Genomic DNA, 24,858 nt, shown 5'->3' with positions numbered 1-24,858 from the left:
AAAGCAAGAGTTGTGAATCTGCTCCACTTTTCATTCCACATTTCACATTTCCTTCCGATAATAGAAGTAAGCACGAAATAAAGTTTTGATTGAGAACGAGAAGGAGTGAAGAAAAATGTCAGATCAGCAGCACAATGCAGCACACGAAGAAGAAGAGGAATTTAACGTATACGATATGCTTCCGCCGGCAGGTACAATCATCGGAGAAGCAACAGAAGAAGAAATGGAAGCCGCAGCAGCACTTGAAGTGAGACACGTCGCGTTCATGCGCCTTCAAGATATGTTCATTCAATTTGATGGCTCGTCTTACAAAGACTTATTAAAAGACTTCCAAGAATTCGAATTGGATTCCACAAAATTCTGGAGAGCCATTGCTAGACGACTTCAAATCCCATACGAATGGCCAATCCGAATCGACCACGCAAACGGCCCTATTTATATTGGTGAAACAGAGGATAGCCGTGAGGTTGAGGAGAGCGCAGAGTAAGGAATGGCGGCCCCCTTTTGGTAAGGGAGCTTTTTGTCTCCATTACAATACATCGGTTGAAAAAACAAATAAGCAATATGAGCGCTGTCACGCCCATATTGCTTATTCTCGTGTTATGTTAACTCTGGCCAAAATGCTTGATTTGCCACAATTAAGTCGTCTAAAATATCTTTTGCTACTTTAGCACTTGGCACCGTTTTCGATAATGTGATGGCCTGCCATAGTTTTTGATAGGATCCTTCTTCAAATGCTTCTACTACTAATTTTTCTACGCCCACTTGCTGCTCCATGAGACTTTTTTGAAATCTAGGAATCTCTCCAACTACTAATTTTTCTGGACCGCTGCTGCCAACGATACAAGGAATTTCAACCATGGCTGTTGGATCAAAGTTCCTAATAGCGCCATTGTTCTCTACGATCATCAGCATCCGTTCCTTTTTATTAAAAGCAATGGCTCGTGCCAAATCAACGATATAGGAAGCATGCTCATCAATGGTCAGCTTTGTTTCCTTTGCAGTTCCTTTATCAATGATGGCCTGACATTCACTAAAAACAAAAGCTTCCCGCCCCTCCATCACTTCATTGGCACGCGTGAACTCGATATTTGAATGTGCCACTTCTTCATCTGGAAATAGATAGTATTTCAAATACGTATTCGGTACCGTTTTTGGATCAAGCGCTTGAATATCTTTGGCCTTTTTTAATGTGCTGTTCCAGCTCTTCTGCTGTTCTAGCTCAGATGTTCCATCTGTTGCATAACCATGCTGGCTTACATGTTTAATCACCTCAGGCATTAAGCTATTTCCAGCTTTATCTCGAATATCTGTCCACCAGCCAAAATGATTTAAACCATAGTAATCGACTTCTAGTTCTTTCCGCGAAGATAAGCCTAAATTTTTTGCAATTAATTCTTCGATGCCAATTGGCATATCACATATGTTTAAAATCTTGGCATTCGGCCTTAGCTTACGTGTTGCCTCTGCTACTATCGCTGCAGGGTTCGAATAGTTTAACATCCAAGCTTCAGGTGAGTATTTTTCCATATAATCGACAAGTTCTAATACACCTGGAATGGACCGCATCCCGTAAGCTATTCCGCCTGGACCGCATGTTTCCTGTCCGACGACTCCATGCTTCAATGGAATTTTCTCATCTAATTCACGCATTGCATATTTGCCGACACGAATATGTGCCATCACAAAATCGACTTGAGTAAAGGCTTCTTCTGGGTCCGTGCTTGCCAGTAATCGCACTTCTGGTGCTCGTTCTTTTAACATAATCTCACATGCATCTGCAATCGTCTTTTGTCTAGCTTCATCATTATCATAGAGTTTAATTGTATGAATTGGGAACTCCTCTAGATAGTCTAACAGCATCAAAATGATCCCCGGTGTAAATGTACTTCCGCCTCCAGCGATGGTAATATTAAATTTTTTCATGATATCCAGCTCCTTTTTCAATCTAATGAAAGTTTTGTCTCAAAGGACTCTCTTACTTGCGGTACACTTAAGCCAACAATGATTTGAATGCTTTGACCACTTTTCGCCATGCCGTGTGCCCATTTATTTTTTGTAAAGTAGTCCCTATCTTTCACCAAGCTAGGGTCAATCACTGTAATACGCAGACGTGTGGCACAGTTTGTCACATCTTTAATGTTTTCTTTACCGCCAAGGCCTTCTAAGAAATAAACGGCTTTCTCTTCATACTCAGACGCATAAACGGGCGCTTCCTTTCGGTCATGACCTTTTTTATGAGCATTCTCATAATCTTGTTTTGTATATAGCCTCGTCTCCTCCTCGTGTTTTCGTCCTGGTAATGGAATATCAAATTTCACAATCATCCATCTAAAGATGACAAAATACACTGCTGTAAAGAGAAGTCCAATCATCGCTTGGATCAGATAAGTCCCTCCATGATTTGAAGAGAGCGGAATCCAGTTCAATGCAGCTATTTCAATAAGCCCGGAACCCATCATTCCAACAACACCAAACATATTCATAATTGTCACCATGGTCGCACCAAGAAGTGCATGTATCACAAATAAATAAGGCGCGAGAAATAGGAATGTAAATTCAAGCGGTTCTGTAATTCCGGCAAATATGGCTGTTAATGTGGCCGGTAATACCAATGCCAAAACCTTTTTTCTGTTTTCTTTCGGTGTAGAAAAATACATGGCTAAAGCTATCCCTAAACAGCCGAACATCTTAATATTCCCATGCAATAAAAATCCGTATGGATAAAGATCCTTCAAATCGGAAGTGGAGGACGCAAATTCATTTAAGTGAGCAATCCAATATGGTTTTAACCCCCCATTTACAGCCGCTGGACCAAACTCAAAAGGTGTATAAATAAAATGGTGAAGTCCTGTTGGAATTAACACCCTTTCCAAGAAATGAAACAGCCAGACACCAATATAACCAGACTGTGCCATAAACCCTTGAAGAGATTGAATCCCCTGCTGAACATAGGGCCATACAAAAGCAACGATAAAAGCAATAGGAATCATCACAAAGAATCCGATGATGACAACAAATACAAGCCCCTGGAAAATACCAAGCATTTCAGGCAGCTTTTGATCATAAAAACGATTATGGATCCAAATGACGATTCCAGATATCATCACCGCACCAATGATACTTGTATCCAGCGTAGGTATACCCGCAATTTCTTTTACACCCGCTACGTTCTCGGCACCTTGCGATAAATCAACGCCAAAAGCAGACGGCCAAAGTGTCAAAATAGCATGAATATAATTGTTAAATACAAGATAAATCATCAAAGCTGCGAGCGTCGCACGTGCTTGCGCTTTTTTTGCAAGTGAGATGGGCAATCCAATCACAAAGGCCAGCTCCATATGATTGAAAATCGTCCATCCTCCGCTTTCAATCAGTGACCAAACCTTGTACCACATCGTACCTTCTGCAGCCATTTCCCCCATAATCGCTGGATTCTTACATAAAGTCGCGAGACCGACAACAATACCAAAAAACGCGAATAAAAGTACAGGAACTACCATAGCACTGCCAAACCGCTTGATTGCATTCATAAGCATAACCCCTTTGCTTGATCCATAACACCACTGTAAAGGTAGCGCTTACAAAAACCAATAGGTTTGACGTATTTAGAAATCAAGTTGTAACATTAGATTATATTTTCACAGGAAGAAAATATTTTCATGTTGGAGGGCACATCGCATGATACTGGACAAGCTGGTAAATGAATACTTCGAAGATTTAAATAAGAATGACCTGCACATTATTAAAACGATCCATGATCATCTTGAAGAAATGAAGACAATGAAAATTCAGGACCTTGCTCGTTATGCTCATACTTCCATCTCATCCATCCATCGGCTTGCCAAGAAAATAGGGTTCGACGGCTACAGCGACTTAAAGTCTTATGTGAAATTAAATGCTTTCACTGAAGAGACAACACAAGATTTAATGAAGCTGCTCGATCAAGATATCCAGCAGACTAGAAAATATATGGAGCAGCTGGACTTTCATCAATTAAATCAACTGATTGATCGTGCACCGTATATTTATATTTATGGGACAGGAACAGCACAGCTCGATTTGGCCAATGATGTACAGCGGCAGCTATGGTCACTGCATAAGAAATCTCAAGTATTACGAAGCAAGCGGGACTTAACAGATGGAATCATTGAATTTGGTGAGGATGACCTTTTATTTATCATTTCCTTATCAGGTGAATCGAAGAATTTAGATGAAATCATTCAATTGGTGAAAACAAGACATATCAAATTTATCAGCATGACCACTTTAAGGAATAACCTCCTTGCACAAAATGCCATGTTTAACATCTATGTAAGCAGCACCCCGTTTCCCTTATATAACAAAGTGGACAACTCCAGCTTTCTGCCATTTTACATTGTGGCAGATATTATCGTCAGAAAATTTAGTGAGTGGAAAGTGAACCAATTGAATAATAGGACTTAAACATAACAGGTACAGTTTTGGAGAGAGAATCCATATTGCTTCGCAAAAAAAGAGAGACTCTTTTGTCTCTCTCAAAAAATACTGTATAACAACGGTTTTAATGAAATATATCTACTTGCGGCTGCCTTTTCCTATTCAGCAGTATAATGCCCAGCAAGCAGTTCATCAAACGAATCCGCTAATTTAAAATCCGTCTCATCTTCTAGATCAAAGTAGTGAATCGGTGGATCTTCCTTCGTTTCTCTATAATCCAATGCAATCCACGTATGACCATCACCACAAATGAGCACAAGGCCCTCAGGCAATTCCCATTCTTCTATTAAATAATCACTATCCATAATGCCTTCATTTTTGGCAATTCCTCTTAAATGATCAAATGACACATGATCCTCTGCCATCCATTCGGCTGATCCGTTGGAAAAGCGTTATGCAGGGTATAACCGCCATTTTGTTCGAGAATCAGTTGCTTATATGTATCTGGCAGGATGACGCCTAGCTTCTTTTCCGCTTTTGCAATGCCTTTCTCATTGATTTTCTTAAATGTTTCTTCGCTTTCTCTATCTTTATCCCAAAATGGGTTCAAATAAAATACCTCCAATTGTTATTTCTATCTCATTTCACCATTTATAATAACTAGTTTAATAGTCCTATTTACAAAAAAAGAGAAGGGTTCCCCCTCCTCTTGTTGGTCATGATTGTTCTTGATTTCTCGCTTCAAATTCATCCAGCATTGCACGCACTTCATCTGTTGATGATGTGTTCATTAATTGATTTCTTAAGAAACTCGCTCCTCTGAATCCTTTCACATAAATCTTAAAGAAGCGGTGCAGTGCCTTGAATGGACGCAAACCTAGTGATGAGTATTGATCATGGAGATCAAGATGTAATCTTAAAAGACCGAGCAGTTCATCACTTGTATGCTCCTTCGGCTCTTTTTCAAAAGCAAATGGGTTATGGAAAATCCCGCGCCCAATCATCACACCGTCCACTCCATACTGTTCAGCGAGCTTTAAGCCTGTTTCACGATCAGGAATATCACCATTGATTGTCAAAAGAGTATCAGGTGCTACTTCATCACGAAGTTTTTTGATCTCAGGAATGAGCTCCCAATGCGCATCCACCTGGCTCATTTCCTTTCTTGTGCGAAGGTGGATCGATAAATTCACAATGTTTTGCTCCAAAATGTGTCTAAGCCATCCGCGCCATTCATCGACTTCGGTAAAACCAAGTCTTGTTTTGACGCTGACAGGTAATCCCCCTGCTTTTGCCGCTTGAATCAGCTCTGCCGCAACGTCTGGACGAAGAATCAATCCGCTGCCCTTTCCGTTTTGCGTGACATTCGGGACAGGACAGCCCATATTAATATCAAGCCCCTGAAATCCTAACTCCGCCATTCCAATGCTCATCTGTCTAAAGTTCTCAGGCTTGTCTCCCCAAATATGAGCAACAATCGGCTGCTCATCCTCTGTAAACGTTAAACGCCCCTTCACACTTTGAATGCCATCAGGATGGCAATAGCTCTCACTGTTCGTAAACTCTGTAAAAAACACATCCGGTCTCGCCGCCTCACTCACAACATGACGAAACACAACATCTGTCACTTCTTCCATTGGTGCTAATATAAAAAATGGCCGCGGTAAATCACGCCAGAAATTTTTACTCATCTTTCATCCAATTCCTCTCATGACATAGCGCCTAAAGGGCATGTCCTTCTGTAAATTCTTTCAGCAATTTTTATCATTATATACTTTAATATGAACCGTGCAAAATTGCAAAAAAGGACATTTGGTGATGAATTGCGGGATAAAAATATTAATTCCACTTCCAAATATCATTTTTTAGGCCGATTGAACATACAAAAATAAAAACATCCCGATATCAATGTTTTTCACAGAATCGGGATGTCACAATATATTACTGATTAATCACAAGACTTGCTACACATTCTACATGGTTGGTATGCGGAAACATATCCACAGGCTGCACTTCCTCTGTCACATACCCGCCATCTTCAAGAATGCGCAAATCACGAGCAAGCGTCCCAGGATTACAGGAAACATAAACAACTCGTTTTGGTTTCATCTTTAAAATGGTGTCAAGCAGTGCTTCGTCACAGCCTTTTCTTGGCGGATCAACGACTAATGTATCTGCTTTAATGCCTTCTTTGTACCAATTCGGAATAACCGCTTCTGCTTCACCGACTGCGAATTCAACATTGTTGATTCCGTTTAAGGCAGCATTGCGTTTTGCATCTTCAATTGCTTCTGGAACAATTTCAACCCCATATACTCTGCCTGCTTTTTGTGCGAGAAATAAGGAAATCGTACCGATTCCACAGTAAGCATCGATGACGGTTTCTTCGCCTTGTAGCTCTGCATATTCAAGCGCTTTGTCGTAAAGTACCTTTGTTTGGGCTGGGTTCACTTGATAAAATGAGCGGGCTGAAATGGCAAATTTGATGTCGCCAATCGTGTCATAAATGTATTCTTCGCCCCATAAAACGGTTGTTTCGTCTCCGAAAATGACATTTGTTTTCTTTGAATTCACGTTTTGTACAATTGACCGAACGTGTGGGAAGCGTGCTATAATCTGCTCAATCACCTGCTGCTTTTGCGGAAAGTCAGCTGTTCTAGTCACAAACACAACCATCATTTCACCTGTTGCCATACCGTAGCGAACCATCACATGACGCAGCCAGCCTTTGTGCCGCTCTTCGTTATATGCTTTGATGCCAAACGCATTGCATATGTCTTTTACTGCCTGTACCACTTCGTCGTTTTCTGACTGCTGAATCAAACATTTTTCCATATCAATGATTTCATGGGTACGCTGCTGATAAAAACCTGCAACAAGTCCGCCTTCTCGTTCGCCAACTGGAACTTGTGCTTTGTTTCGGTAATTCCAAGGGTCTTCCATGCCGAGTACAGGATGAACTTTTACACGGCTCATATCAAGCTTGCCGATCCGCTCTAAAACGTCCTTTACTTGTTTCTGTTTAAATAGCAGCTGGCCTTCATAGCTCATATGCTGAATTTGGCAGCCGCCGCACTGTTTGTAAATGGGACATGGCGCATCTTGCCTGTGCTGACTTTCCTTTGTCAGCTCCATAAGTCGTCCAAAAGCAAATCCTTTTTTGACTCGTGTGACTTTGATTTTCCCTTGTTCGTCAGGAAGGGCATTCGGTACAAAGACAGGGAATCCTTCAATTTTCGCTACACCTGCACCTTCATGCGTTAAGTCTTCGAAGGTTACATTGTAGTATTCATTCTTTTCAACAGGCGGTTTCATTTTCACCAATTTTATCACCTCATTTGCAAAGAAAAACTTGGCCGCCATAAGGAACCAAGTTCAGTCTTCACCCTATTTTTTCAGCTGTTGCTTTTGGCACAATAAATTCAATATGGCGATACAGGTTTTCAAATTCACCTGGCAGCATGCCGCCGTATTCACCATCTAAATTCAATTGCATTTTATCTTTTACATCTACCTTCACGCGATTCGCTTTTGCGTAGATGACATTGTTATCATGAATATGCTCGCCTCTAAGAGCAAGGCTGACCACTCGAATGGCTTCTGCTAAATTGACCTTCTTTAGAATAATCAGGTCAAACATCCCATCATCTAAAATGGAATCTGGCGCTAGTTTTTCAAACCCGCCTACTGAGTTTGTGAGTGAAACAAGAAACAGCATGATTTCTCCATGAAACAATTTGCCGTCATATTCAATTTCGACTTCTGTCGGGCGGATAGAAGGAAGCATCTCCATGCCTTTTAAATAATAAGCAAGCTGTCCAAGCATGGTCTTCAGCTTACTAGGCACCTCATAGGTGAGCTCTGTTAACCGGCCGCCGCCAGCAATATTAATAAAATAATGGCCATTGACTTTACCGATATCAAGCGGCTTCGCTACACCCTCAATAATGGCATCTGTCGCTTTTAAAACACCTTCTCGTGGAATGCCAAGTGCTCTTGCGAAGTCATTTGTCGTTCCAACTGGAATAATTCCTAGTTTCGGTCTTTTTTCAAGCGGTGCTAGTCCGTTGACGACTTCATTGATCGTGCCGTCTCCACCTGCTGCTACAATTAAATCAAAATCTCTCTGTGCGGCTTTTTCTGCTGCTTGCGTAGCATCTCCTGCACATGTCGTCGCATGACAAGAAGTTTCATAGCCAGCTTGTTCAAATTTTTGCAAAACCTGCGGTAAATTCTTCTTGAAGAGTTCACGCCCAGATGTCGGATTGTATATAATTCGAGCACGTTTCATTCATCATCATCCTATATTCATTATGCAATCTATTTTCACCACTAACAACCTTTAATTATACTATGAGATTTGAAAATGGCAACAAAACAACCACCTAATATGTGAAATCTCCTACCACATTTCCCGCAGCAAGAAAGCATTCTGATAAGATAAAAGAAAACGCTGTAAAGGATGATATGCGATGAAAAAGCCTGTCTATTTTAATCATGACGGCGGTGTTGATGACCTCGTCTCTTTATTTCTTCTCCTTCAAATGGAACATCTGAAAGTCATCGGAATGTCTGTGATTCCTGCTGATTGTTATTTAGAGCCTGCTCTCAGTGCATCTCAAAAAATCATTGATCGCTTCAGTCCTTATGAAATTGAAGTTGCTGCTTCAACTTCTAGAGGCGTCAATCCATTTCCGAAGGAGTGGCGTATGCATGCTTTTTATGTAGATGCTCTGCCAATTTTAAATGAAAAAGGCACTGTTGATACAAAGGTGTCCAAGCTGCCAGCACACCTTCACCTGATTGAAACGGTTAAGAAGGCAAAAGAACCTGTCACCCTGCTCTTTACTGGTCCGCTCACTGATCTGGCACGTGCTTTAGAAGAAGATCCTTCAATCTCTAATAAAATTGAGAAATTGGTGTGGATGGGCGGCACGTTCCTTGAAAAAGGCAATGTTGAAGAACCCGAGCATGACGGGACAGCAGAATGGAATGCATTTTGGGACCCTTATGCTGTGAGCACTGTCTTTCAGGAACCGTTCCCTATTGAAATGGTCGCACTTGAAAGTACAAATCAAGTCCCGCTTACACTTGATGTACGTCAGCGCTGGGCTTCTCTTCGTTCTCATATTGGAATAGATTTTATCGGACAATGCTACGCCTTTTGTCCGCCGCTCATTCATCATGAAACGAACTCGACTTACTACTTATGGGACGTGCTGACAACGATCACTCTTGCTTCCTCATCATTTACTCGCTCAAAAAAAGTGAACGCAATCGTTTATACCGAGACGCCTAGACAAGGACGCACCGAAGAGCATCCAGATGGAAAATCAATTCAAGTGATTGACCATGTCGATCGTGATGCCTTTTTCCACGCATTTGAAGAGCTTATGAGAAAAGCTGTTTGTCAGATTTCAAAATAAAAAAAAGCCCCACCAATACACGGGGCTTTCAAATAATTTACAAAGGGCTGAAATGATCTTTATTTTAGCCCTTTGTCTTCTTTTCAGCGTGATAGAAAACCTTTGCAGTCTAGGAAGGACGAGTACCGAAGCGGAGCGAATTTAATATTCGTGAGCACCGGCACGCAGTCCTGACAAAGAATGCGAGGGTTTGTCTACACGCTGAAAGCCCCGCCAATGAGCGGGGCTTCCTCTTATTCTTCTTCTGCGTACTTTTTCTTACGTCTAAACTTGCTTAACATTTCATACACGATTGGCACGATGACCAATGTGAGAAGTGTAGAACTTGTTAACCCGCCAATTACGGTTACGCCAAGTCCTTTTGATACGATCTGGCTTCCGCCTTCAAATCCTAATGCGAGTGGCAGCAGTGCACCGATCGTCGCAAGTGCCGTCATTAAGATCGGGCGTAATCTTGTTGTTCCAGCTTCAAGTAATGCTTCTCTTGTTGAGAGACCTTCTTTTTCTTTATGAATCACGCGGTCAATCAAGACAATGGCATTTGTTACAACGATACCGATCAGCATGAGCAATCCAATCATGGCATTTAAGCTGATGGTTTCTTTTGCTATAAACAATCCAAGCAGTGCGCCAATAATCGTAAATGGCAGTGAGAAGAGAATCGCAAATGGTGCAAGTCCTCCGCCAAATGTGATGACGAGAACGAGATACACAATGGCAATCGCTGCAAGCATTGCAAGGCCAAGCTGTGTAAAGGATTCCTCAATATCCGCACTTACGCCGCCTGTGTCAATCGTTACGCCAGATTTTAGATCAAGCTTGTCGACTTTCTTCTGAACATCCTGCGTTACACTTGAGACGTCGTCTGTTGTCATGTCACCAGACACTTCTGCGTAGATTTTCCCATCACGTTTTGTCACCGTATTTGCTGTCGAACCATCTTTTACTTTTACGACATCACCAATTCGGACTTCTTGCCCTGTTGGTGTGGTGATCTTTTTATTTTCTAAATCTTTTTTGCTCTTATATTCATCTTTTTCCGTTTGAAGCTTCACGTCAAGTTCTTTGCCGTCCTCTGTGACTTTCGTCAGTGTTGTTTCGCTATTTTGAGGTGCAATCGCTTGAGCGATTTGTGAAGCAGTTAGACCTAGTTTCGCTAGTTTTTCTTGATCTGCATTAAATGTATATTCATCGTATTTCTCAGATAAGCTTGTGCTGACATTTTTCAGGTTTTTCTCATCTTTTAAGATGTTCTCAACATCTTTTACTGTGCCTTCAATATCACTTGCTTTATCCCCGTACACATAGTACGTCACCGTATTGCTTGCACCAGCAGATGAGAAGTCTTGTGATTTCCATTCCCCTTTAGATGCTTTATCTTGCAGGGCTTTGACCACGCGGTCTTTTTCTTTATCAAAGTTTGGCGTGTCATCATCATATTGTACGAAGAATAACGCACCGTTAGAGTTACCGCCAACACTTGCTGTCATGGCATTTGAAGAGCCTAGTGAATACTGAACTGTATTGACATGGTCACGTTTCATCAAATAATCTTCAGCTTTTTTCGTTTCATCAATTGCTTGCTCTCTCGTTTGTCCAGGCTCTGGCGTGTATGTCACCATGGCCGTTTTCTCTGCTTCCTGTGGTAAGAAGCTGACACCGACAAGTGGTGCTAAGAATAAGCTTCCGACAAGCATAAGAATGGCAATTCCTGATGTGATCCATTTATGGTTGAGTGTCCAATTAAGTACACGTCTATAACCGCCAGCAAGTTTGCTTGGTTTATGTTCTTTTACTTTTTTCGCTGTGCCGTAGAGATTCTTTTTAAATAGACTGTGTGCCATCATTGGAACAATTGTAATGGCGACAAGCAGTGAAGCAAGTAACGCAAACACAATCGTTAGGGCAAATGGGATGAATAGTTCACCAATCATTCCACCTACTAATGCTAACGGTAAGAATACTGCAATTGTCACAATGGTCGAAGACATAATCGGGATAAACATTTCTTTTGTGGCTTCTCTGACGAGTGCCTTGCCTTTTAATGGTTCATCCTTTAATGCCATTCGTCGATAGATGTTTTCTATGACCACTATCGAGTCATCGACAACACGCCCAATGGCGACGGTCATGGCACCAAGTGTCATGATATTTAATGTAATATCCAGCTGATTTAATAATAAAACAGCAATCAACAGAGATAACGGAATGGAAATGACCGAAATTAATGTTGATTTGATATCTCGAAGGAACAACATAATGATAATGATCGCAAAGATTGCTCCGATGATCGCCTTGTTCAGCATTGTGCTGACAGACTCTTTAATCGGTCCTGCTTGATCATATGTGGTACTTACTTTGATGCCTTTGTTGTCTTTTTTAAATTTCTCAAGCTCTTTTGTCACTTCTTCTGCTACACTCACTGTGTTGGCATCAGAGCCTTTAACAATTTGCAGACCGATACTGTCTTTTCCGTTCGTTCTAGAGATCGATTCTGCATCTTTTACGACTTTAATATCTGCTATCTCAGATAGCTTGATCGTCGGCAGCTCTACAGATTGACTGCTTGCTGCACCTGCTTGCTGCTGAGCTGCTGCTTGCTGCTGACTTGCACTTCCAGCCTGCTGCTCCGCACCTTGCGCACCTGGGTTTTCTGAGCCGTTAGAAGGTGCTCCAGCTCCAGCGCTTCCCGCACCGCCGCCTGCACTTGGTGTGACTGGAATACGCATGTTTTTCAAATCTTTGACGCTTAAAATATTGCCGTCCACGACAACTGATTTTTGTTTGTTGCCAAATGTGTATAGACCTAATGGTACATTCACATCAGAGCCTTTGATCATGTTTTGGACGGTATCTTCATCTAGACCGTATTCTTTCAATTTCTTTTGTTTAAACGAAAATTCTACTTCTTTGATTTGCTGTCCTGAAGTTTCGACAGAAGAGACACCGTCTAATCCTTGAAGTGAAGGAACGAGATCATTTTCTACTTTTTGTGTAAGGTCTTGTAATGATTCTTTATCACCAGAGACACTAAGAGCTAGGATTGGAATCGCATTAATACTAAAGCGTGCGATTTTAGGTTTTTCTGCATTTTCAGGGAAATCGATATTGCTAATCGCATCTTCAATTTCCTTTTTTGCTTCATCCATGTCTTTGTTGTAATCGTACTCGATTTGAATGGATGATGCATTTTCAAATGAATTAGAAGTGACCACGCTGACCCCATTGAGGTTTTGAATCGATTTTTCAATTGGATCTGTCACCTTATCTGATACTTCGTCCGGCGTTGCGCCAGGGTACGTTGTAGAAACCGTAATGACTGGCGTGTTGATATTAGGGATTGATTCTTGTTTCATATTCAATCCGGCATATAGACCAGCAACTGTTACGATAATCGTCATGAGCCATACAGCGAACTTATTCTTTAATACAAAATTGATGATCGAATTCATTATATCCTCCATTTTCCTTTATGTATTGACTGACTGGTCATTCTATATCATAATAAACGGTGATATACAATGCCGTCAACCATTTCACTTGCGTTTGACGTAACATTCTAAAGCTGAAGGGGCCTTATTTCATGAACGAAAAAAAAGAAAAAATCATTAAAGCAAGCATCCAATTGTTTGCGAAAAAGGGTTTTTCTTCTACGACCATTCAGGAAATTGCAGATGAATGCGGAATATCAAAAGGCGCATTTTATTTACATTTCAAATCAAAAGAACAGCTTTTCAACCGAGCGTTTGAATATTATATCGACACTTCGATGCAAACTATCGAAATGATTCGAAAAGAGAATCAGCATCTCGCGCCGAGAGAGATCTTTCAGAAACAAATCGCTGAACAGTTTCAGCATTTTGCTGAGAACAAGGATTTTATCATTCTGATCCTCAGCGAGAACATTATTCCGGAAAACCAGCAGATTAAAAAGTATTCAAAAACTGTGAAAAAGCAAATGAACGATGAAATTCAAATTTCCATCTTGACCACTTATGGACAGGAAATCGAACCATATATAACTGACCTGTCAGTCATGATTCAAGGAATTATCCAATCATATGTGCAGGTTCTGCTTTTACAGGATCAAATGAAATTATCATTTGATGAGCTCTCATCCTTTATACTCGAACGGTTTGATGATCTGGTTCACGGCTTGCTTCGTTCTCAGACGAAGCCGATTTTGAAGCAAAGCATTTGGGATGATGAAGCGCCGAGTGCTGTTTCCCTTCAAGAGGAGCTTCGCTTGTTAAAGATTGAGCATCTGCTTTCAGATGATACCGTTGTATCCATTGAAGTGATTGAAGAAGAGCTGGCAAAAGCTGAGCCTCGAAAGCCAGTCATCCAAGGAATGCTGACAAATTTAGAAAAGTGTGAGGAGCCTGCTGTTCTAAGAGCAGTGGAGCAATTGAAGCTGTTTCTTCAGTAACATGTCGTGCTGTTTTTCGATTTAGCTCACCTTTCCCCCTTCGAATGTGCACTTTCGCTTATGCTTCATTATAAGAAAAGATTCTCTAAATTGATATACGGCGGTGGTCTGAATCTATGTTAAGACCCTGTCATTTCAAGCAAAAAAACCGCCTGTTTCATCAGGCGGTTTTTTGCGATTTAGCGTTTTTTGATTTCTTCAAGGAGAATCTTGTTCACCATCGGCGGGTTAGCTTGGCCCTTCGATGCTTTCATGATTTGTCCGACTAAGAAACCAATCGCGCGGTCTTTACCATTTTTAAAGTCTTCAATGGATTGCGGGTTGTTATCAAGTGCTTCTGTGACAAGTTTGAGCAGTGCACCTTCGTCAGAAATTTGGACAAGTCCTTTTTCTTTGACGATTGTTTCTGCATCTCCTCCATTTTCAATGAGCTCTTTGAATACCTTTTTCGCAATCTTAGAGGAAATTGTTCCTTTTTCAATAAGCTTGATCATGCCAGCAAGTCCTTGCGGCGTTAGCTTTGTATCGTCCAGCTCTTTTTGAGCAGAGTTTAAGTAAGCAGATACTTCACCCATGAGCCAGTTCGATGCTTGCTTCGCTTCTGCACCTTCTGAAATGGTCGCTTCAAAGAAATCAGACATTTCTTTCGTCAGCGTGAGTACCATTGCATCGTATGCAGGGAGTCCAAGCTCATCGATATAGCGTTTGCGGCGCTCGTCTGGAAGCTCTGGGATCGATGCTCTTACACGTTCTTTCCACTCGTCATCAATGTACAGTTCCACCAAATCCGGTTCTGGGAAGTAGCGGTAATCATCAGATCCCTCTTTGACACGCATCAGGATCGTCTTTTTAGACGCTTCGTCATAACGGCGGGTTTCCTGTTCGATCAATCCGCCAGAAAGCAATACTTGCTCTTGACGCTTCTCTTCGAATTCAAGGCCTTTTTGTACGAAAGCGAATGAGTTCAAGTTTTTGAGCTCTGTCTTTGTACCAAACTCTTCACGGCCGATTGGGCGAAGAGAAATATTGGCATCACAGCGAAGTGAGCCTTCTTCCATCTTACAGTCAGAAACGCCTGTATATTGAATAATGGATTTTAATTTTTCTAAGTAAGCATACGCTTCTTCTGGCGTGCGAATGTCTGGCTCAGATACGATTTCAACAAGCGGTGTGCCTTGACGGTTGAAATCGACGAGTGAGTAACCGTCGCCTGTGTGCGTCAGTTTCCCTGCATCCTCTTCCAAATGGAGACGCGTAATACCGATTCGTTTTGTTTTGCCTTCTACTTCAATTTCAATCCAGCCGTTTTCACCGATCGGTTTATCAAATTGAGAAATTTGATACGCCTTTGGGTTATCAGGATAGAAGTAGTTTTTACGGTCAAATTTTGTATCTGTTGCGATTTCACAGTTCAGCGCCATGGCCGCTTTCATCGCAAAGTTCACCGCTTCTTTGTTCAGTACAGGCAGTACGCCAGGATAACCAAGGTCGATGACACTTGTTTGCGTGTTGGCAGCTGCACCAAAAGGTGTCGGCGAGCTTGAGAAAATTTTCGATTGTGTTTTTAGCTCTACGTGGACTTCAAGTCCAATTACCGTTTCAAAGTTCATTCTGATTCACCCCTTACAGTTCAGGTTTTGCTTTATGATGATCTGTTGCTTGCTCAAAAGCGTGAGCCACGCGGTACACTGTTCCTTCGTCAAAGTGCTTGCCGATGATTTGCAGTCCTAACGGAAGGCCATTTGCAAACCCACAAGGCACACTGATTCCTGGAACGCCTGCAAGGTTAACAGGGATCGTTAAAATATCGTTTGCATACATGGTTAGCGGGTCGCTTGTCTTTTCACCAATGTTAAATGCAGGAGTCGGCGTTGTTGGTCCTACAATGACATCATACTTTTCGAAAACATCTTCAAAGTCTTTTTTGATCAATGTACGGACTTTTTGCGCTTTTTTATAGTACGCATCGTAATATCCTGAGCTTAGCGCGAATGTACCAAGCATGATGCGGCGCTTCACTTCGTCTCCGAAGCCTTCAGAACGAGTATTTTTGTATAAATCAATCAAGTTGTCTGCATTATCTGTACGGTAGCCATAGCGGATGCCGTCAAAACGAGCAAGGTTTGCAGATGCTTCTGAAGAAGACAGTAAGTAGTAAGTCGCAAGCGCGTATTTAGAATGCGGAAGAGACACTTCTTCCCACGAAGCACCAAGTCCTTCTAATACTTTTAACGCTTGAAGAACAGATTCTTTTGCTTCCTCGCCAACACCTTCGCCAAGGTATTCTTTCGGCACAGCAATTTTCAAGCCTTTGATGTCGCCAGTTAATGAAGAAAGAAAATCTGGGACATCGACATTTGCGCTTGTTGCGTCCATTTGATCGACACCAGCAATTGCTTGAAGAACATATGCGTTGTCCTCTACATTACGTGTAATCGGACCAATTTGGTCTAATGATGAAGCAAATGCGATTAATCCGTATCTGGATACACGGCCATATGTCGGCTTAAGACCGACAACCCCGCAGAAAGATGCCGGCTGACGAATAGAACCGCCAGTATCTGAACCAAGTGAGAACGGTACTTCACCTGCTGCAACAGAAGCTGCTGATCCACCGCTTGATCCGCCTGGAACGGTGTTTAAATTCCATGGGTTTTTCGTCGCTTTGTAGCCTGAGTTCTCCGTAGAAGATCCCATTGCGAATTCGTCCATATTTAATTTACCGATTGTGACTGCTTCTGCGTCTCTTAAGCGGTTCACAACGGTTGCATCATAAATCGGATCAAAGTTTTGCAGGATTTTACTTGAAGCTGTTGTACGCAAATCCTTTGTAACAATGTTATCTTTCACACCGATCGGCATACCGAACAATAGGCCAAGCTCGTCCTTTTCACCAACTGCCTCGTCCAATTCCTTTGCATACGCACGTGCTTTTTCTTCGTCCAGTGCAAGGAATGCTTGTACTTTCCCGTCTACTTCATTGATTCGTTTATAAGACTCGTCCACTAAATCAGAAACAGACAGTTCCTTTTTATGTAAAAGCTCTTTTAATTCAGAAATTTTGTGATCAAACAGTGACATGTCTCGGGCCTCCTTTAGTCCAAAATTGATGGCACACGAATATAACCGTCTTTATGATCAGGCGCGTTTTTGACGACTGCCTCAATGGAAAGACCTTTATTCGGAACATCTTCTCTCATGACGTTTTTCATTTTTAATACGTGTGTAGTAGGTTCAACGTTTTCCGTATCTACCTCGTTTAACTGCTCTGCAAATGAAATGATGCTATCAAGCTGTTCTGTAAACATCTCAGCTTCTTCTTCTGTAATCGCAAGCCTTGCTAAATGGGCAACGTGCTTGACTTCTTCTATTGAAATTCTTGACATGCAGGTTCACCTCCAAAAATGATGCGTACTCGTGGTCATGATCATAAGTCATATACACTTTATCATATCAAATTTTACTGTTCTAAAGCAACTTTACGAAGGTGCGGTGAAAGGTTCGTTTTCTTGAAAACGTCTTCTTATCAAACCAATAAATGAAATATTCATCAGGTGACTTTTTATTTTTCAGAAAATTTTTACTTTTGTTTATTTTTGTAATCGCTTACATACTGGTTCTTATCACCGATCTGTCCATTTTTTCTTCAAAATGAAGAGGTTTAGGCAGGTTGATCACTTGGGAATACTCTGTTAGGTTAAGTAACCATAGCAGTGAGCGGGACAGTCAAGCAAAAAAGCTGCCATCGCTCTTCTGTATATTTTGATTGAGGTGATGTCAAATTAATACGAAAAAGGTGAGAACACAAAATGAGTATTGAAGTTACAATTTCCTTATCTATTTATTTTATCGGGATGCTTGCCATTGGCTGGTATGCATTCAGGAAAACACATGATTTAAATGATTATATGCTTGGCGGACGCGGGCTTGGCCCATTCGTTACGGCCCTTTCAGCAGGTGCTGCGGACATGAGCGGATGGATGCTGATGGGTGTGCCAGGTGAGATGTATAAAACAGGTTTATCGACAGCCTGGCTTGCGATTGGTTTAATCGTTGGTGCTTACTTGAACTACCTCATTCTTGCACCTCGTTTACGTTCTTATACAGAGATTGCGGATGATGCGATTACGATTCCTGATTTCTTTGATAAACGATTCAAAGGATCATCTGCTTTATTAAAAGCTGTTTCAGCCGTCATCATTTTAATTTTCTTTACGCTGTATACATCGTCTGGGATGGTATCAGGCGGACGTTTATTTGAGTCAGCATTCGGTGCTCACTACATGTTTGGACTGATTTTGACGTCAAGTATTGTCATTTTGTATACATTGTTCGGCGGATTTTTGGCAGTGAGCTTAACGGACTTTGTCCAAGGAGCTATCATGTTTTTAGCATTAGTGCTCGTGCCGATCGTTGCCTTTACACAATTAGGCGGACCTGTTGCTACATTCCAAGATATTCAACAGATTGACCCTAAATTGCTTGATATTTTTAGAGGAACGAGCGTCATTGGCATTATTTCCTTCCTTGCCTGGGGACTAGGTTACTTTGGACAGCCGCATATTATCGTGCGCTTTATGGCCATTACGTCTGTTAAAGATTTAAAACCAGCACGCCGAATTGGAATGAGCTGGATGATTATTTCAGTGATTGGATCACTGTCTGTCGGTTTAGTGGGTGTTGCCTATGTTCATGAAACGGGTATGAATCTTGCTGATCCTGAAACCATCTTTATCGTTTTTTCTAAAGTATTGTTCCATCCATATATCACTGGATTTTTACTTTCTGCCATTTTAGCTGCGATTATGAGTTCAATTTCGTCTCAGCTGCTTGTCACAGCAAGTGCCATGACAGAAGATCTATACAGAACGTTCTTTAGAAAAACAGCATCAGACAAAGAGCTCGTCATGATTGGCCGGATGTCTGTACTCGTTGTCGCTGTGATTGCTCTCTGCCTTTCACTTAACCCAAGTGACACCATTCTTGACCTTGTCGGTTATGCTTGGGCAGGATTTGGTTCTTCATTTGGTCCAGTCATCTTGCTTTGCCTATACTGGAAACGAATGAATCATCACGGTGCCCTAGTTGGAATGATCGTTGGTGCAGTTGTGGTTCTGACATGGATTACAACAGGCCTCAACCATGCCACAGGTATTTATGAAATGATTCCAGGCTTTACCCTTAGTGGATTAGCTGCCATTATTGTGAGCTTATTGACAAGTAAGCCGTCAAAAGCATCAAAACAGCTATTTCACAAAATGGAAGATCATCTTGAAGAAGAAACAAAATAAAGAATTGAAGAGTCATCTGCCCTATGCGGATGACTCTCTTTTTAAATAAAATAAAAAGCTTTTCTTTCTTCAGAAACTGAATAAAATAAGAGTTGTGCAGCCATATGGGCTGTGAGAAGATCATATACATGTTGTGAAACGTACATGAAGTGAAAGGAGCGATACGCATGTTTTGGACAATTGAATGGGATACAGTCTTAAAATTAGCCGTGGCCACCTTAATCGGTCTGATTATCGGGCTTGAACGAGAGCTGAAGAAAAAGCCCCTCGGCTTAAAAACGTGTATTGTCATTGCTGTCAGCTCCTGCGTCTTAACCATCATCAGCATTGATGCAGCCTACAATTTCCCTCGAGTCTCTAAGCTTCAAATGGACCCACTCAGGTTACCGGCGCAAATTATATCTGGTGTTGGTTTTATTGGAGCAGGTGTGATTCTTCGAAAAAGCAATGATGTCATCTCAGGACTCACGACTTCTGCGATGATATGGGGAGCAGCAGGACTGGGGGTTGCAACAGGTGCAGGATTTTATAAAGAAGCCTTCCTCAGTCTTTTCTTTATTCTCATTAGTGTCGAATTCCTGCCATGGCTCTTCCAGCGGATCGGACCGATTCGTCTGCAGGAAAAAGAAATCCGCATCAGAATGTCTCTTTCTGACCGAAACCGCATGACCGATATTTTAAAAGAAATGAAAGCCCTCAATATCCGCATTCATTCTGTACGAATTGATGATTTAAAAGAAAAGGACTATCCGATCATGGAAGTACGTGTACGAGTGCATAAAGACCGCTATACAACCGATGTGTACTTTGATATTAAAGATCTAGAAGGCGTCGTTGGCGTGAAGTGTGATACGGTGTAGTCATAAAAAACCCCTTGCTGTTTGACACAGCAAGGGGTTTCTTTTATCGGGCCAGCTGTTGAAAGTCAAAAGGAGTAATTGGTGTTTTTTGCTCAATTTCCTTTCGAAAACATGACAGCATGGCTTTTTGGTCAGAAGTCATTGTTTGGAGATCAAATGCTTGATGTAAAAGCCCATAAATAAGCATATGACGCAGCATGAGAAAATCAGGGATTGTTGCCAGCCACGCGTCATCAAGCTCATTCTCCTGTCGATAGCCTTTTAAAAAATGACTCATAAATTCTGCCGTAAATTCAGCTTTATCATCATATGGAATCACTGGATACCAAAGAACATTGTATAGCAAAATACTAATATCATTGATAAACCAGTGATATCCAATATCATCAAAATCGAATGCGATAATCTCTCCTTGATGATAATGGAAGTTCCCGTGATGCAAATCGGCATGCACCAGCCCATACACATCCTTCGAAATTCGGAGCTGGTGAAGCTTTTGCATCAGTTCATCTTTTCTTCGCAAAACAACCGTTTGATCAGACGGAATATATTGATCAAGCTTTAATTGCTCCTCTTCATACCACTCTTGACGCTTATAAAGAGGATCTTTTACTTGATATCGTTTTGTTATTTGATGCATTCGTCCTGTATAGGACCCTAACGCTTCAAACAGCTCCCCATTCCAATCTCCTTCATTCACTTTTCTCCCCGGTGCTTTTTCATACACACGGAGTAAAAATGCGCCTCCGGCTTGATCAGGAATGGTTTCAACGTCTTTTCCTCTTGCTGATGAAATCGGCTTTGCTACGGAAATACCATGATGAGACAGGAATCGAATCCAGTCCATTTCTCCTAAAATATATGTGGGTGAACGACGAATGGTATGGGTGATTTTTAATATATAATTCTCCCCATTCATTGCCTTATATTCATACACATAATTTTCTGCATCGGCTAGAAATGTGACTTGGTCAAGCTGAAATTTATACAAGTGAGCCGCTTTCTTTAAGACTTTCTGTTCATCGTATCGTGCTTTTACTTCTTTATGCATGCTGATTCTCCTTTATCGTCTTTTTAAATGTTCTTGACGGTAATCAGCATTATACGAGCATCAACATACCTGCCTTTCTTCTTGGTTTCTACTAATATTTTGACAAGAGTTTGGAAATCCCTCTTATTTAGTCATATATATGAACAGTCGGTTCTTTGTCTTCAGCATTTTTCGTGATCAGGGCTTCTTGTTGATCAGAAGATGTGATGTTGATTTCAATATTGGTACTCTTGTAATAATCCATGACTTCACCGGTTAAATATTGTGTGAAGGCTACGACTTCCGTTTTTCCATAGAACTGCATTGGAATTTCGATTTTCATTTTTTGCAGGTTGCCGTTTTTGTAAAAGCCTTTTCCTACAACACCAGTGTAATTCGGGAAGTAGTCTTCGACCTTTGTCTTGAAGCGGTCAAATCGCTCTGAATCATCTTTGTAGCTGCTTTTCGCATTATCTGAAGGGAAGAATACATTCTCCTCATTGAGCGTATCCCAATTTCCGATATCAGCAGAGCCTGCTTTCACATCCGTTTTGGCGATAAAGTTACCTGGAACGATAGATGATTTTGGTGCTTGCTTATAAAGGGCAATCATGACAGGCACTTTTTGCAGTCCGTCCATTTGACGAATGCGCTTAACCACTTGTTCAGCGATTTTTTCACCCTCTGCCAAAAGTTTCTTTGAATTTTTCGATGAATCGATGGTCACCTCTTGCTGCGGGTCACCGATCTTTTCACGGTAATAATAAACAGAGTTCAGTGCAAGACCAATGACAACTCCGCCAAGCTGTAAGCTGTTTTTGTCTTTTCGAATTAAGTAATTATGCTCTAGCATCGAAGCTAAGTAGATAGGACTATTTTCATTTTTAGACTTTGTTGAACCTGAGTTTGGAAGAGCAGGATTTAAGCCTAGATTCTTAAAGTCTTTATCTTCTTTTTCTGCCTTTTTCAGATCACTGCCTGTTTTTTTGCGTGCCAGCCAGCTGAGAACGGTGTCCTCATCTAAATGCTGTCCTTCTTGGAAAAGATAGTCGTTTGTATTAAATGACTCTGTTGCGAGGCGCATGAGTCCTGTTTCAAATTCATCAATGTCCAAGCGTGTGTTGAGACGCTCCGCTGTTAAACCTCTCGCAGCTCCTTGTTTAAACGGCAGCACCATTTTGTAATAGGAGTCTGAGATATTGTACATCGGGATGATGGCTGTTTCCTTTGTTTCCTTCGTTTCATCCGTTTTTTGTGTGACCTCTTCCTCTTCCTTTCCCCCAAAAGGTGCACACGCTGACAATACCAGTGTGAGCATTGTCAGCAGCAATAACAACTTTTTCAATAGAAAACACTCCTCTTATTTCTTTAGCTCCTCGAGCATTTTAGCTTCGTCCCAAATTTCAATATTGAGTTCTTCTGCCTTTGTCAGCTTACTCCCCGCTGCTTCTCCGGCAATGACTAGATCTGTTTTTTTACTCACACTGCCTGCCAGCTTGCCGCCTAATGCTTCGATCGCTGCTTTTGCATCGTTTCGAGCCATTTCTTCTAACTTTCCTGTCAGCACAATGGTTTTTCCTGCAAAATAGGAATCACTTTCTTCTGCTTTTACCGGCTTTGGCCCTGTATAGGTCATATTGACTCCAAGCTCTTTTAGTTCGTTCAGCAGATCGAGTATTTCTTCTTTCTCAAAGTACGTGACGACGGCATCAGCCATTTTTTCACCAATTTCGTCGACTTCAAGTAATTGTTCTTTCGTTGCTTGCTTTAATTGATCGATGTTTTCGAAATGCATCGCCAAGGTCTTTGCCGCCTTTGAACCAATAAATCGAATGCCGAGTCCAAATAGTAAACGCTCAAGAGAGTTTTCTTTCGACTGCTCAATCGAACGCAGTAAATTGTCGACAGATTTTTCGCCCATTCGTTCAAGCTGAATGAGCTCTTCTTTCGTTAAACGGTAAAGGTCTGACACACGAGAAACGAGCTGTTCCTTGAAGAGCTGTGTAATGACCCGCTCGCCAAGCCCATCAATATTCATTGCATTACGGGAAACGAAGTGAATGAGACCCTCACGTATTTGGGCAGGACATTCTGGATTGATGCATCGCAAGGCCACTTCGCCTTCGATTCGCACCAGCTCACTATGACACTCTGGACATTCAGTTGGCATGTGAAACGGCTTTTCTTCGCCTGTACGCTGATCGACAAGGACACCTGCGACTTCAGGAATAATATCGCCGGCTTTTTTCACAATCACCTGATCAAAATAGCGAATATCCTTTTCTTTGATCAAATCTTCATTATGAAGAGATGCACGCTGCACTGTCGTCCCTGCTACTTTGACAGGCTCAAGAATCGCTGTTGGTGTAATTACGCCTGTACGCCCGACGCTTAGTTCAATATCAAGCAGCTTCGTTACGACCTCTTCAGCCGGAAACTTGTACGCAACCGCCCAGCGCGGGCTTTTTGCTGTAAAGCCGAGTTCTTCCTGCTGAGCCAGTGAATCGACTTTAATGACAATTCCATCGATTTCATATGAAAAATCGGCACGCTTTACTTTTAATGTTTCAATGAGGTCGATGACTTCTTCGATCGTTTGGCACATCCGTCTTTCTTTGTTTGTTTTAAAGCCAAGTTCGTCGAGAAGATCAAGTCCTGCGCTTTGCGTTTCAACACCAATTTCATCAAGCTCCGCTATACTGTAGACGAATATATCAAGGTTTCGTTTCGCTGCAATTTTCGTATCAAGCTGACGAAGTGAACCTGCAGCCGCATTACGCGGGTTTGCAAACGGCTCTTCTTCGTTTTGTATTCTTTTTTCATTTAATGCTTCAAAAGAAGGTTTTGGCATAAATGCCTCGCCTCTCACTTCAATCGACAGAGGGCGTTTGATTTTAAGCGGGATGGAACGAATCGTTTTGAGGTTTTCAGTAATATCCTCCCCCGTTGTTCCATCTCCGCGTGTCGCTCCTCGGACAAACACGCCATTTTCATAACGGAGAGAAACAGCGAGTCCATCAATTTTCAGCTCGACATTGTATGCGATATCGTCACCGACTGCTTGACGAACCCGGCGGTCAAAATCAAGAAGGTCCTGTTCATTAAACGCATTCCCAAGGCTGAGCATCGGTGTGCCGTGACGCACTTTTTGGAAGGCGTCTAAAACAGCGCCGCCTACTCTTTGTGAAGGAGAATCCGCTGCTTTTAAATCAGGGTGCTCTTCCTCCAGAGAAATCAGCTCACGCATCCGCGCATCATATTCAGCGTCAGGAACACTTGGACGATCAAGTGTATGATATTCGTAGTTGTATTGATTCAAAATCTGGTGCAGTTCCTCGATCCGGCGTTTCGCTGCTTCTTTATCCATCTGCTTCTTCCTTTCAATTCATCCGTTTTGTCCTAT

General features: G+C 41.7%; 18 protein-coding genes and 1 pseudogene. 6 read left to right on the top strand and 13 right to left on the bottom strand.

What is annotated here, in order from left to right; genetic code table 11:
• Nucleotides 1-115 precede the first annotated feature (115 nt).
• On the top strand, nucleotides 116-487 hold the full coding sequence (locus MHB66_RS03390) for a hypothetical protein (protein ID WP_046314086.1): 372 nt from the start codon (nucleotides 116-118) through the stop codon (nucleotides 485-487).
• A gap of 113 nt (nucleotides 488-600) precedes the next feature.
• On the opposite strand, the gene MHB66_RS03385 is transcribed toward MHB66_RS03390, so the two are convergent.
• Nucleotides 601-1,926: a 6-phospho-alpha-glucosidase gene (locus MHB66_RS03385; RefSeq protein WP_046314088.1), complete on the bottom strand. Its 1,326-nt coding sequence runs from the start codon at nucleotides 1,924-1,926 to the stop codon at nucleotides 601-603.
• A gap of 17 nt (nucleotides 1,927-1,943) precedes the next feature.
• Complete coding sequence (locus MHB66_RS03380) at nucleotides 1,944-3,533, bottom strand: alpha-glucoside-specific PTS transporter subunit IIBC (protein ID WP_046314091.1); 1,590 nt, start codon at nucleotides 3,531-3,533, stop codon at nucleotides 1,944-1,946.
• A 148-nt stretch (nucleotides 3,534-3,681) separates the two neighbouring features.
• Between MHB66_RS03380 and MHB66_RS03375 the strand changes: the two genes are divergently transcribed.
• Nucleotides 3,682-4,446: a MurR/RpiR family transcriptional regulator gene (locus MHB66_RS03375; RefSeq protein WP_046314093.1), complete on the top strand. Its 765-nt coding sequence runs from the start codon at nucleotides 3,682-3,684 to the stop codon at nucleotides 4,444-4,446.
• 134 nt (nucleotides 4,447-4,580) lie between these two features.
• Here the strand turns inward: MHB66_RS03375 and MHB66_RS03370 are convergent.
• From MHB66_RS03370 to MHB66_RS03355, 4 genes and pseudogenes are all read right to left on the bottom strand, one after another.
• Nucleotides 4,581-5,029: pseudogene (locus MHB66_RS03370) on the bottom strand (SMI1/KNR4 family protein); the annotation flags it as partial.
• Between the two features lie 106 nt (nucleotides 5,030-5,135).
• On the bottom strand, nucleotides 5,136-6,110 hold the full coding sequence (locus MHB66_RS03365; RefSeq protein ID WP_046314096.1) for a tRNA-dihydrouridine synthase: 975 nt from the start codon (nucleotides 6,108-6,110) through the stop codon (nucleotides 5,136-5,138).
• A gap of 250 nt (nucleotides 6,111-6,360) precedes the next feature.
• Nucleotides 6,361-7,740 (bottom strand): 23S rRNA (uracil(1939)-C(5))-methyltransferase RlmD, encoded by a 1,380-nt coding sequence (rlmD, locus tag MHB66_RS03360; protein ID WP_046314212.1) that lies wholly within the window; start codon nucleotides 7,738-7,740, stop codon nucleotides 6,361-6,363.
• A gap of 61 nt (nucleotides 7,741-7,801) precedes the next feature.
• Nucleotides 7,802-8,710, bottom strand: coding sequence for a diacylglycerol kinase (locus MHB66_RS03355; protein ID WP_024424554.1), 909 nt, complete (start codon nucleotides 8,708-8,710; stop codon nucleotides 7,802-7,804).
• A gap of 181 nt (nucleotides 8,711-8,891) precedes the next feature.
• On the opposite strand from MHB66_RS03355, the gene MHB66_RS03350 reads away from it, so the two are divergent.
• A complete protein-coding gene (locus MHB66_RS03350; protein ID WP_046314100.1) occupies nucleotides 8,892-9,845 on the top strand; it encodes a nucleoside hydrolase in 954 nt (317 codons plus the stop codon).
• A 233-nt stretch (nucleotides 9,846-10,078) separates the two neighbouring features.
• On the opposite strand, the gene MHB66_RS03345 is transcribed toward MHB66_RS03350, so the two are convergent.
• Entirely contained in the window at nucleotides 10,079-13,297 is a 3,219-nt protein-coding gene (locus tag MHB66_RS03345; protein WP_046314103.1) for an efflux RND transporter permease subunit, read from the bottom strand.
• Between the two features lie 131 nt (nucleotides 13,298-13,428).
• Between MHB66_RS03345 and MHB66_RS03340 the strand changes: the two genes are divergently transcribed.
• A complete protein-coding gene (locus MHB66_RS03340; RefSeq protein ID WP_046314105.1) occupies nucleotides 13,429-14,274 on the top strand; it encodes a TetR/AcrR family transcriptional regulator in 846 nt (281 codons plus the stop codon).
• Nucleotides 14,275-14,453: 179 nt separating this feature from the next.
• On the opposite strand, the gene gatB is transcribed toward MHB66_RS03340, so the two are convergent.
• Genes gatB through gatC form a run of 3 tightly spaced genes read right to left on the bottom strand, consistent with a single transcriptional unit; the run spans nucleotide 14,454 to nucleotide 17,660 of the window.
• Nucleotides 14,454-15,884, bottom strand: coding sequence for an Asp-tRNA(Asn)/Glu-tRNA(Gln) amidotransferase subunit GatB (gatB, locus tag MHB66_RS03335; RefSeq protein WP_024424551.1), 1,431 nt, complete (start codon nucleotides 15,882-15,884; stop codon nucleotides 14,454-14,456).
• A gap of 13 nt (nucleotides 15,885-15,897) precedes the next feature.
• Nucleotides 15,898-17,355, bottom strand: coding sequence for an Asp-tRNA(Asn)/Glu-tRNA(Gln) amidotransferase subunit GatA (gene gatA / locus MHB66_RS03330; protein ID WP_024424550.1), 1,458 nt, complete (start codon nucleotides 17,353-17,355; stop codon nucleotides 15,898-15,900).
• Nucleotides 17,356-17,369: 14 nt separating this feature from the next.
• Complete coding sequence (gatC, locus tag MHB66_RS03325; RefSeq protein WP_024424549.1) at nucleotides 17,370-17,660, bottom strand: Asp-tRNA(Asn)/Glu-tRNA(Gln) amidotransferase subunit GatC; 291 nt, start codon at nucleotides 17,658-17,660, stop codon at nucleotides 17,370-17,372.
• Nucleotides 17,661-18,083: 423 nt separating this feature from the next.
• Between gatC and putP the strand changes: the two genes are divergently transcribed.
• Nucleotides 18,084-19,565, top strand: coding sequence for a sodium/proline symporter PutP (gene putP, locus MHB66_RS03320; RefSeq protein WP_034282812.1), 1,482 nt, complete (start codon nucleotides 18,084-18,086; stop codon nucleotides 19,563-19,565).
• A 161-nt stretch (nucleotides 19,566-19,726) separates the two neighbouring features.
• The gene (locus tag MHB66_RS03315) at nucleotides 19,727-20,425 is read left to right on the top strand and encodes an MgtC/SapB family protein (RefSeq protein WP_169510856.1); all 699 of its coding nucleotides are present in this window, start codon (nucleotides 19,727-19,729) and stop codon (nucleotides 20,423-20,425) included.
• Between the two features lie 43 nt (nucleotides 20,426-20,468).
• On the opposite strand, the gene MHB66_RS03310 is transcribed toward MHB66_RS03315, so the two are convergent.
• The 3 genes from MHB66_RS03310 to ligA all read right to left on the bottom strand — a co-directional run bounded on the left by MHB66_RS03310 (nucleotide 20,469) and on the right by ligA (nucleotide 24,822).
• On the bottom strand, nucleotides 20,469-21,476 hold the full coding sequence (locus MHB66_RS03310; RefSeq protein ID WP_034282815.1) for a phosphotransferase: 1,008 nt from the start codon (nucleotides 21,474-21,476) through the stop codon (nucleotides 20,469-20,471).
• A gap of 127 nt (nucleotides 21,477-21,603) precedes the next feature.
• Entirely contained in the window at nucleotides 21,604-22,773 is a 1,170-nt protein-coding gene (locus MHB66_RS03305) for a CamS family sex pheromone protein (RefSeq protein ID WP_231122822.1), read from the bottom strand.
• A gap of 42 nt (nucleotides 22,774-22,815) precedes the next feature.
• A complete protein-coding gene (gene ligA, locus MHB66_RS03300) occupies nucleotides 22,816-24,822 on the bottom strand; it encodes an NAD-dependent DNA ligase LigA (RefSeq protein ID WP_046314111.1) in 2,007 nt (668 codons plus the stop codon).
• Nucleotides 24,823-24,858: the final 36 nt, after the last annotated feature.

The sequence above is a fragment of the Bacillus sp. FSL L8-0167 genome, from assembly GCF_038630295.1.
GTDB lineage: Bacteria > Bacillota > Bacilli > Bacillales > Bacillaceae > Bacillus > Bacillus safensis.
Note: the sequence above shows the minus strand (reverse complement) of the source record. Positions and strands in the feature narration are given on the sequence as shown.

Coding starts and splice junctions, on each gene's coding strand:
- ligA (WP_046314111.1), bottom strand. CDS start 24,822: ATGGATAAAGAAGCAGCGAAACGCCGGATCGAGGAACTGCACCAGATT.
- MHB66_RS03390 (WP_046314086.1), top strand. CDS start 116: ATGTCAGATCAGCAGCACAATGCAGCACACGAAGAAGAAGAGGAATTT.
- gatC (WP_024424549.1), bottom strand. CDS start 17,660: ATGTCAAGAATTTCAATAGAAGAAGTCAAGCACGTTGCCCATTTAGCA.
- MHB66_RS03380 (WP_046314091.1), bottom strand. CDS start 3,533: ATGAATGCAATCAAGCGGTTTGGCAGTGCTATGGTAGTTCCTGTACTT.
- gatA (WP_024424550.1), bottom strand. CDS start 17,355: ATGTCACTGTTTGATCACAAAATTTCTGAATTAAAAGAGCTTTTACAT.
- MHB66_RS03305 (WP_231122822.1), bottom strand. CDS start 22,773: ATGCTCACACTGGTATTGTCAGCGTGTGCACCTTTTGGGGGAAAGGAA.
- MHB66_RS03385 (WP_046314088.1), bottom strand. CDS start 1,926: ATGAAAAAATTTAATATTACCATCGCTGGAGGCGGAAGTACATTTACA.
- MHB66_RS03365 (WP_046314096.1), bottom strand. CDS start 6,110: ATGAGTAAAAATTTCTGGCGTGATTTACCGCGGCCATTTTTTATATTA.
- MHB66_RS03310 (WP_034282815.1), bottom strand. CDS start 21,476: ATGCATAAAGAAGTAAAAGCACGATACGATGAACAGAAAGTCTTAAAG.
- MHB66_RS03375 (WP_046314093.1), top strand. CDS start 3,682: ATGATACTGGACAAGCTGGTAAATGAATACTTCGAAGATTTAAATAAG.
- MHB66_RS03350 (WP_046314100.1), top strand. CDS start 8,892: ATGAAAAAGCCTGTCTATTTTAATCATGACGGCGGTGTTGATGACCTC.
- gatB (WP_024424551.1), bottom strand. CDS start 15,884: ATGAACTTTGAAACGGTAATTGGACTTGAAGTCCACGTAGAGCTAAAA.
- MHB66_RS03345 (WP_046314103.1), bottom strand. CDS start 13,297: ATGAATTCGATCATCAATTTTGTATTAAAGAATAAGTTCGCTGTATGG.
- MHB66_RS03340 (WP_046314105.1), top strand. CDS start 13,429: ATGAACGAAAAAAAAGAAAAAATCATTAAAGCAAGCATCCAATTGTTT.
- putP (WP_034282812.1), top strand. CDS start 18,084: ATGAGTATTGAAGTTACAATTTCCTTATCTATTTATTTTATCGGGATG.
- MHB66_RS03355 (WP_024424554.1), bottom strand. CDS start 8,710: ATGAAACGTGCTCGAATTATATACAATCCGACATCTGGGCGTGAACTC.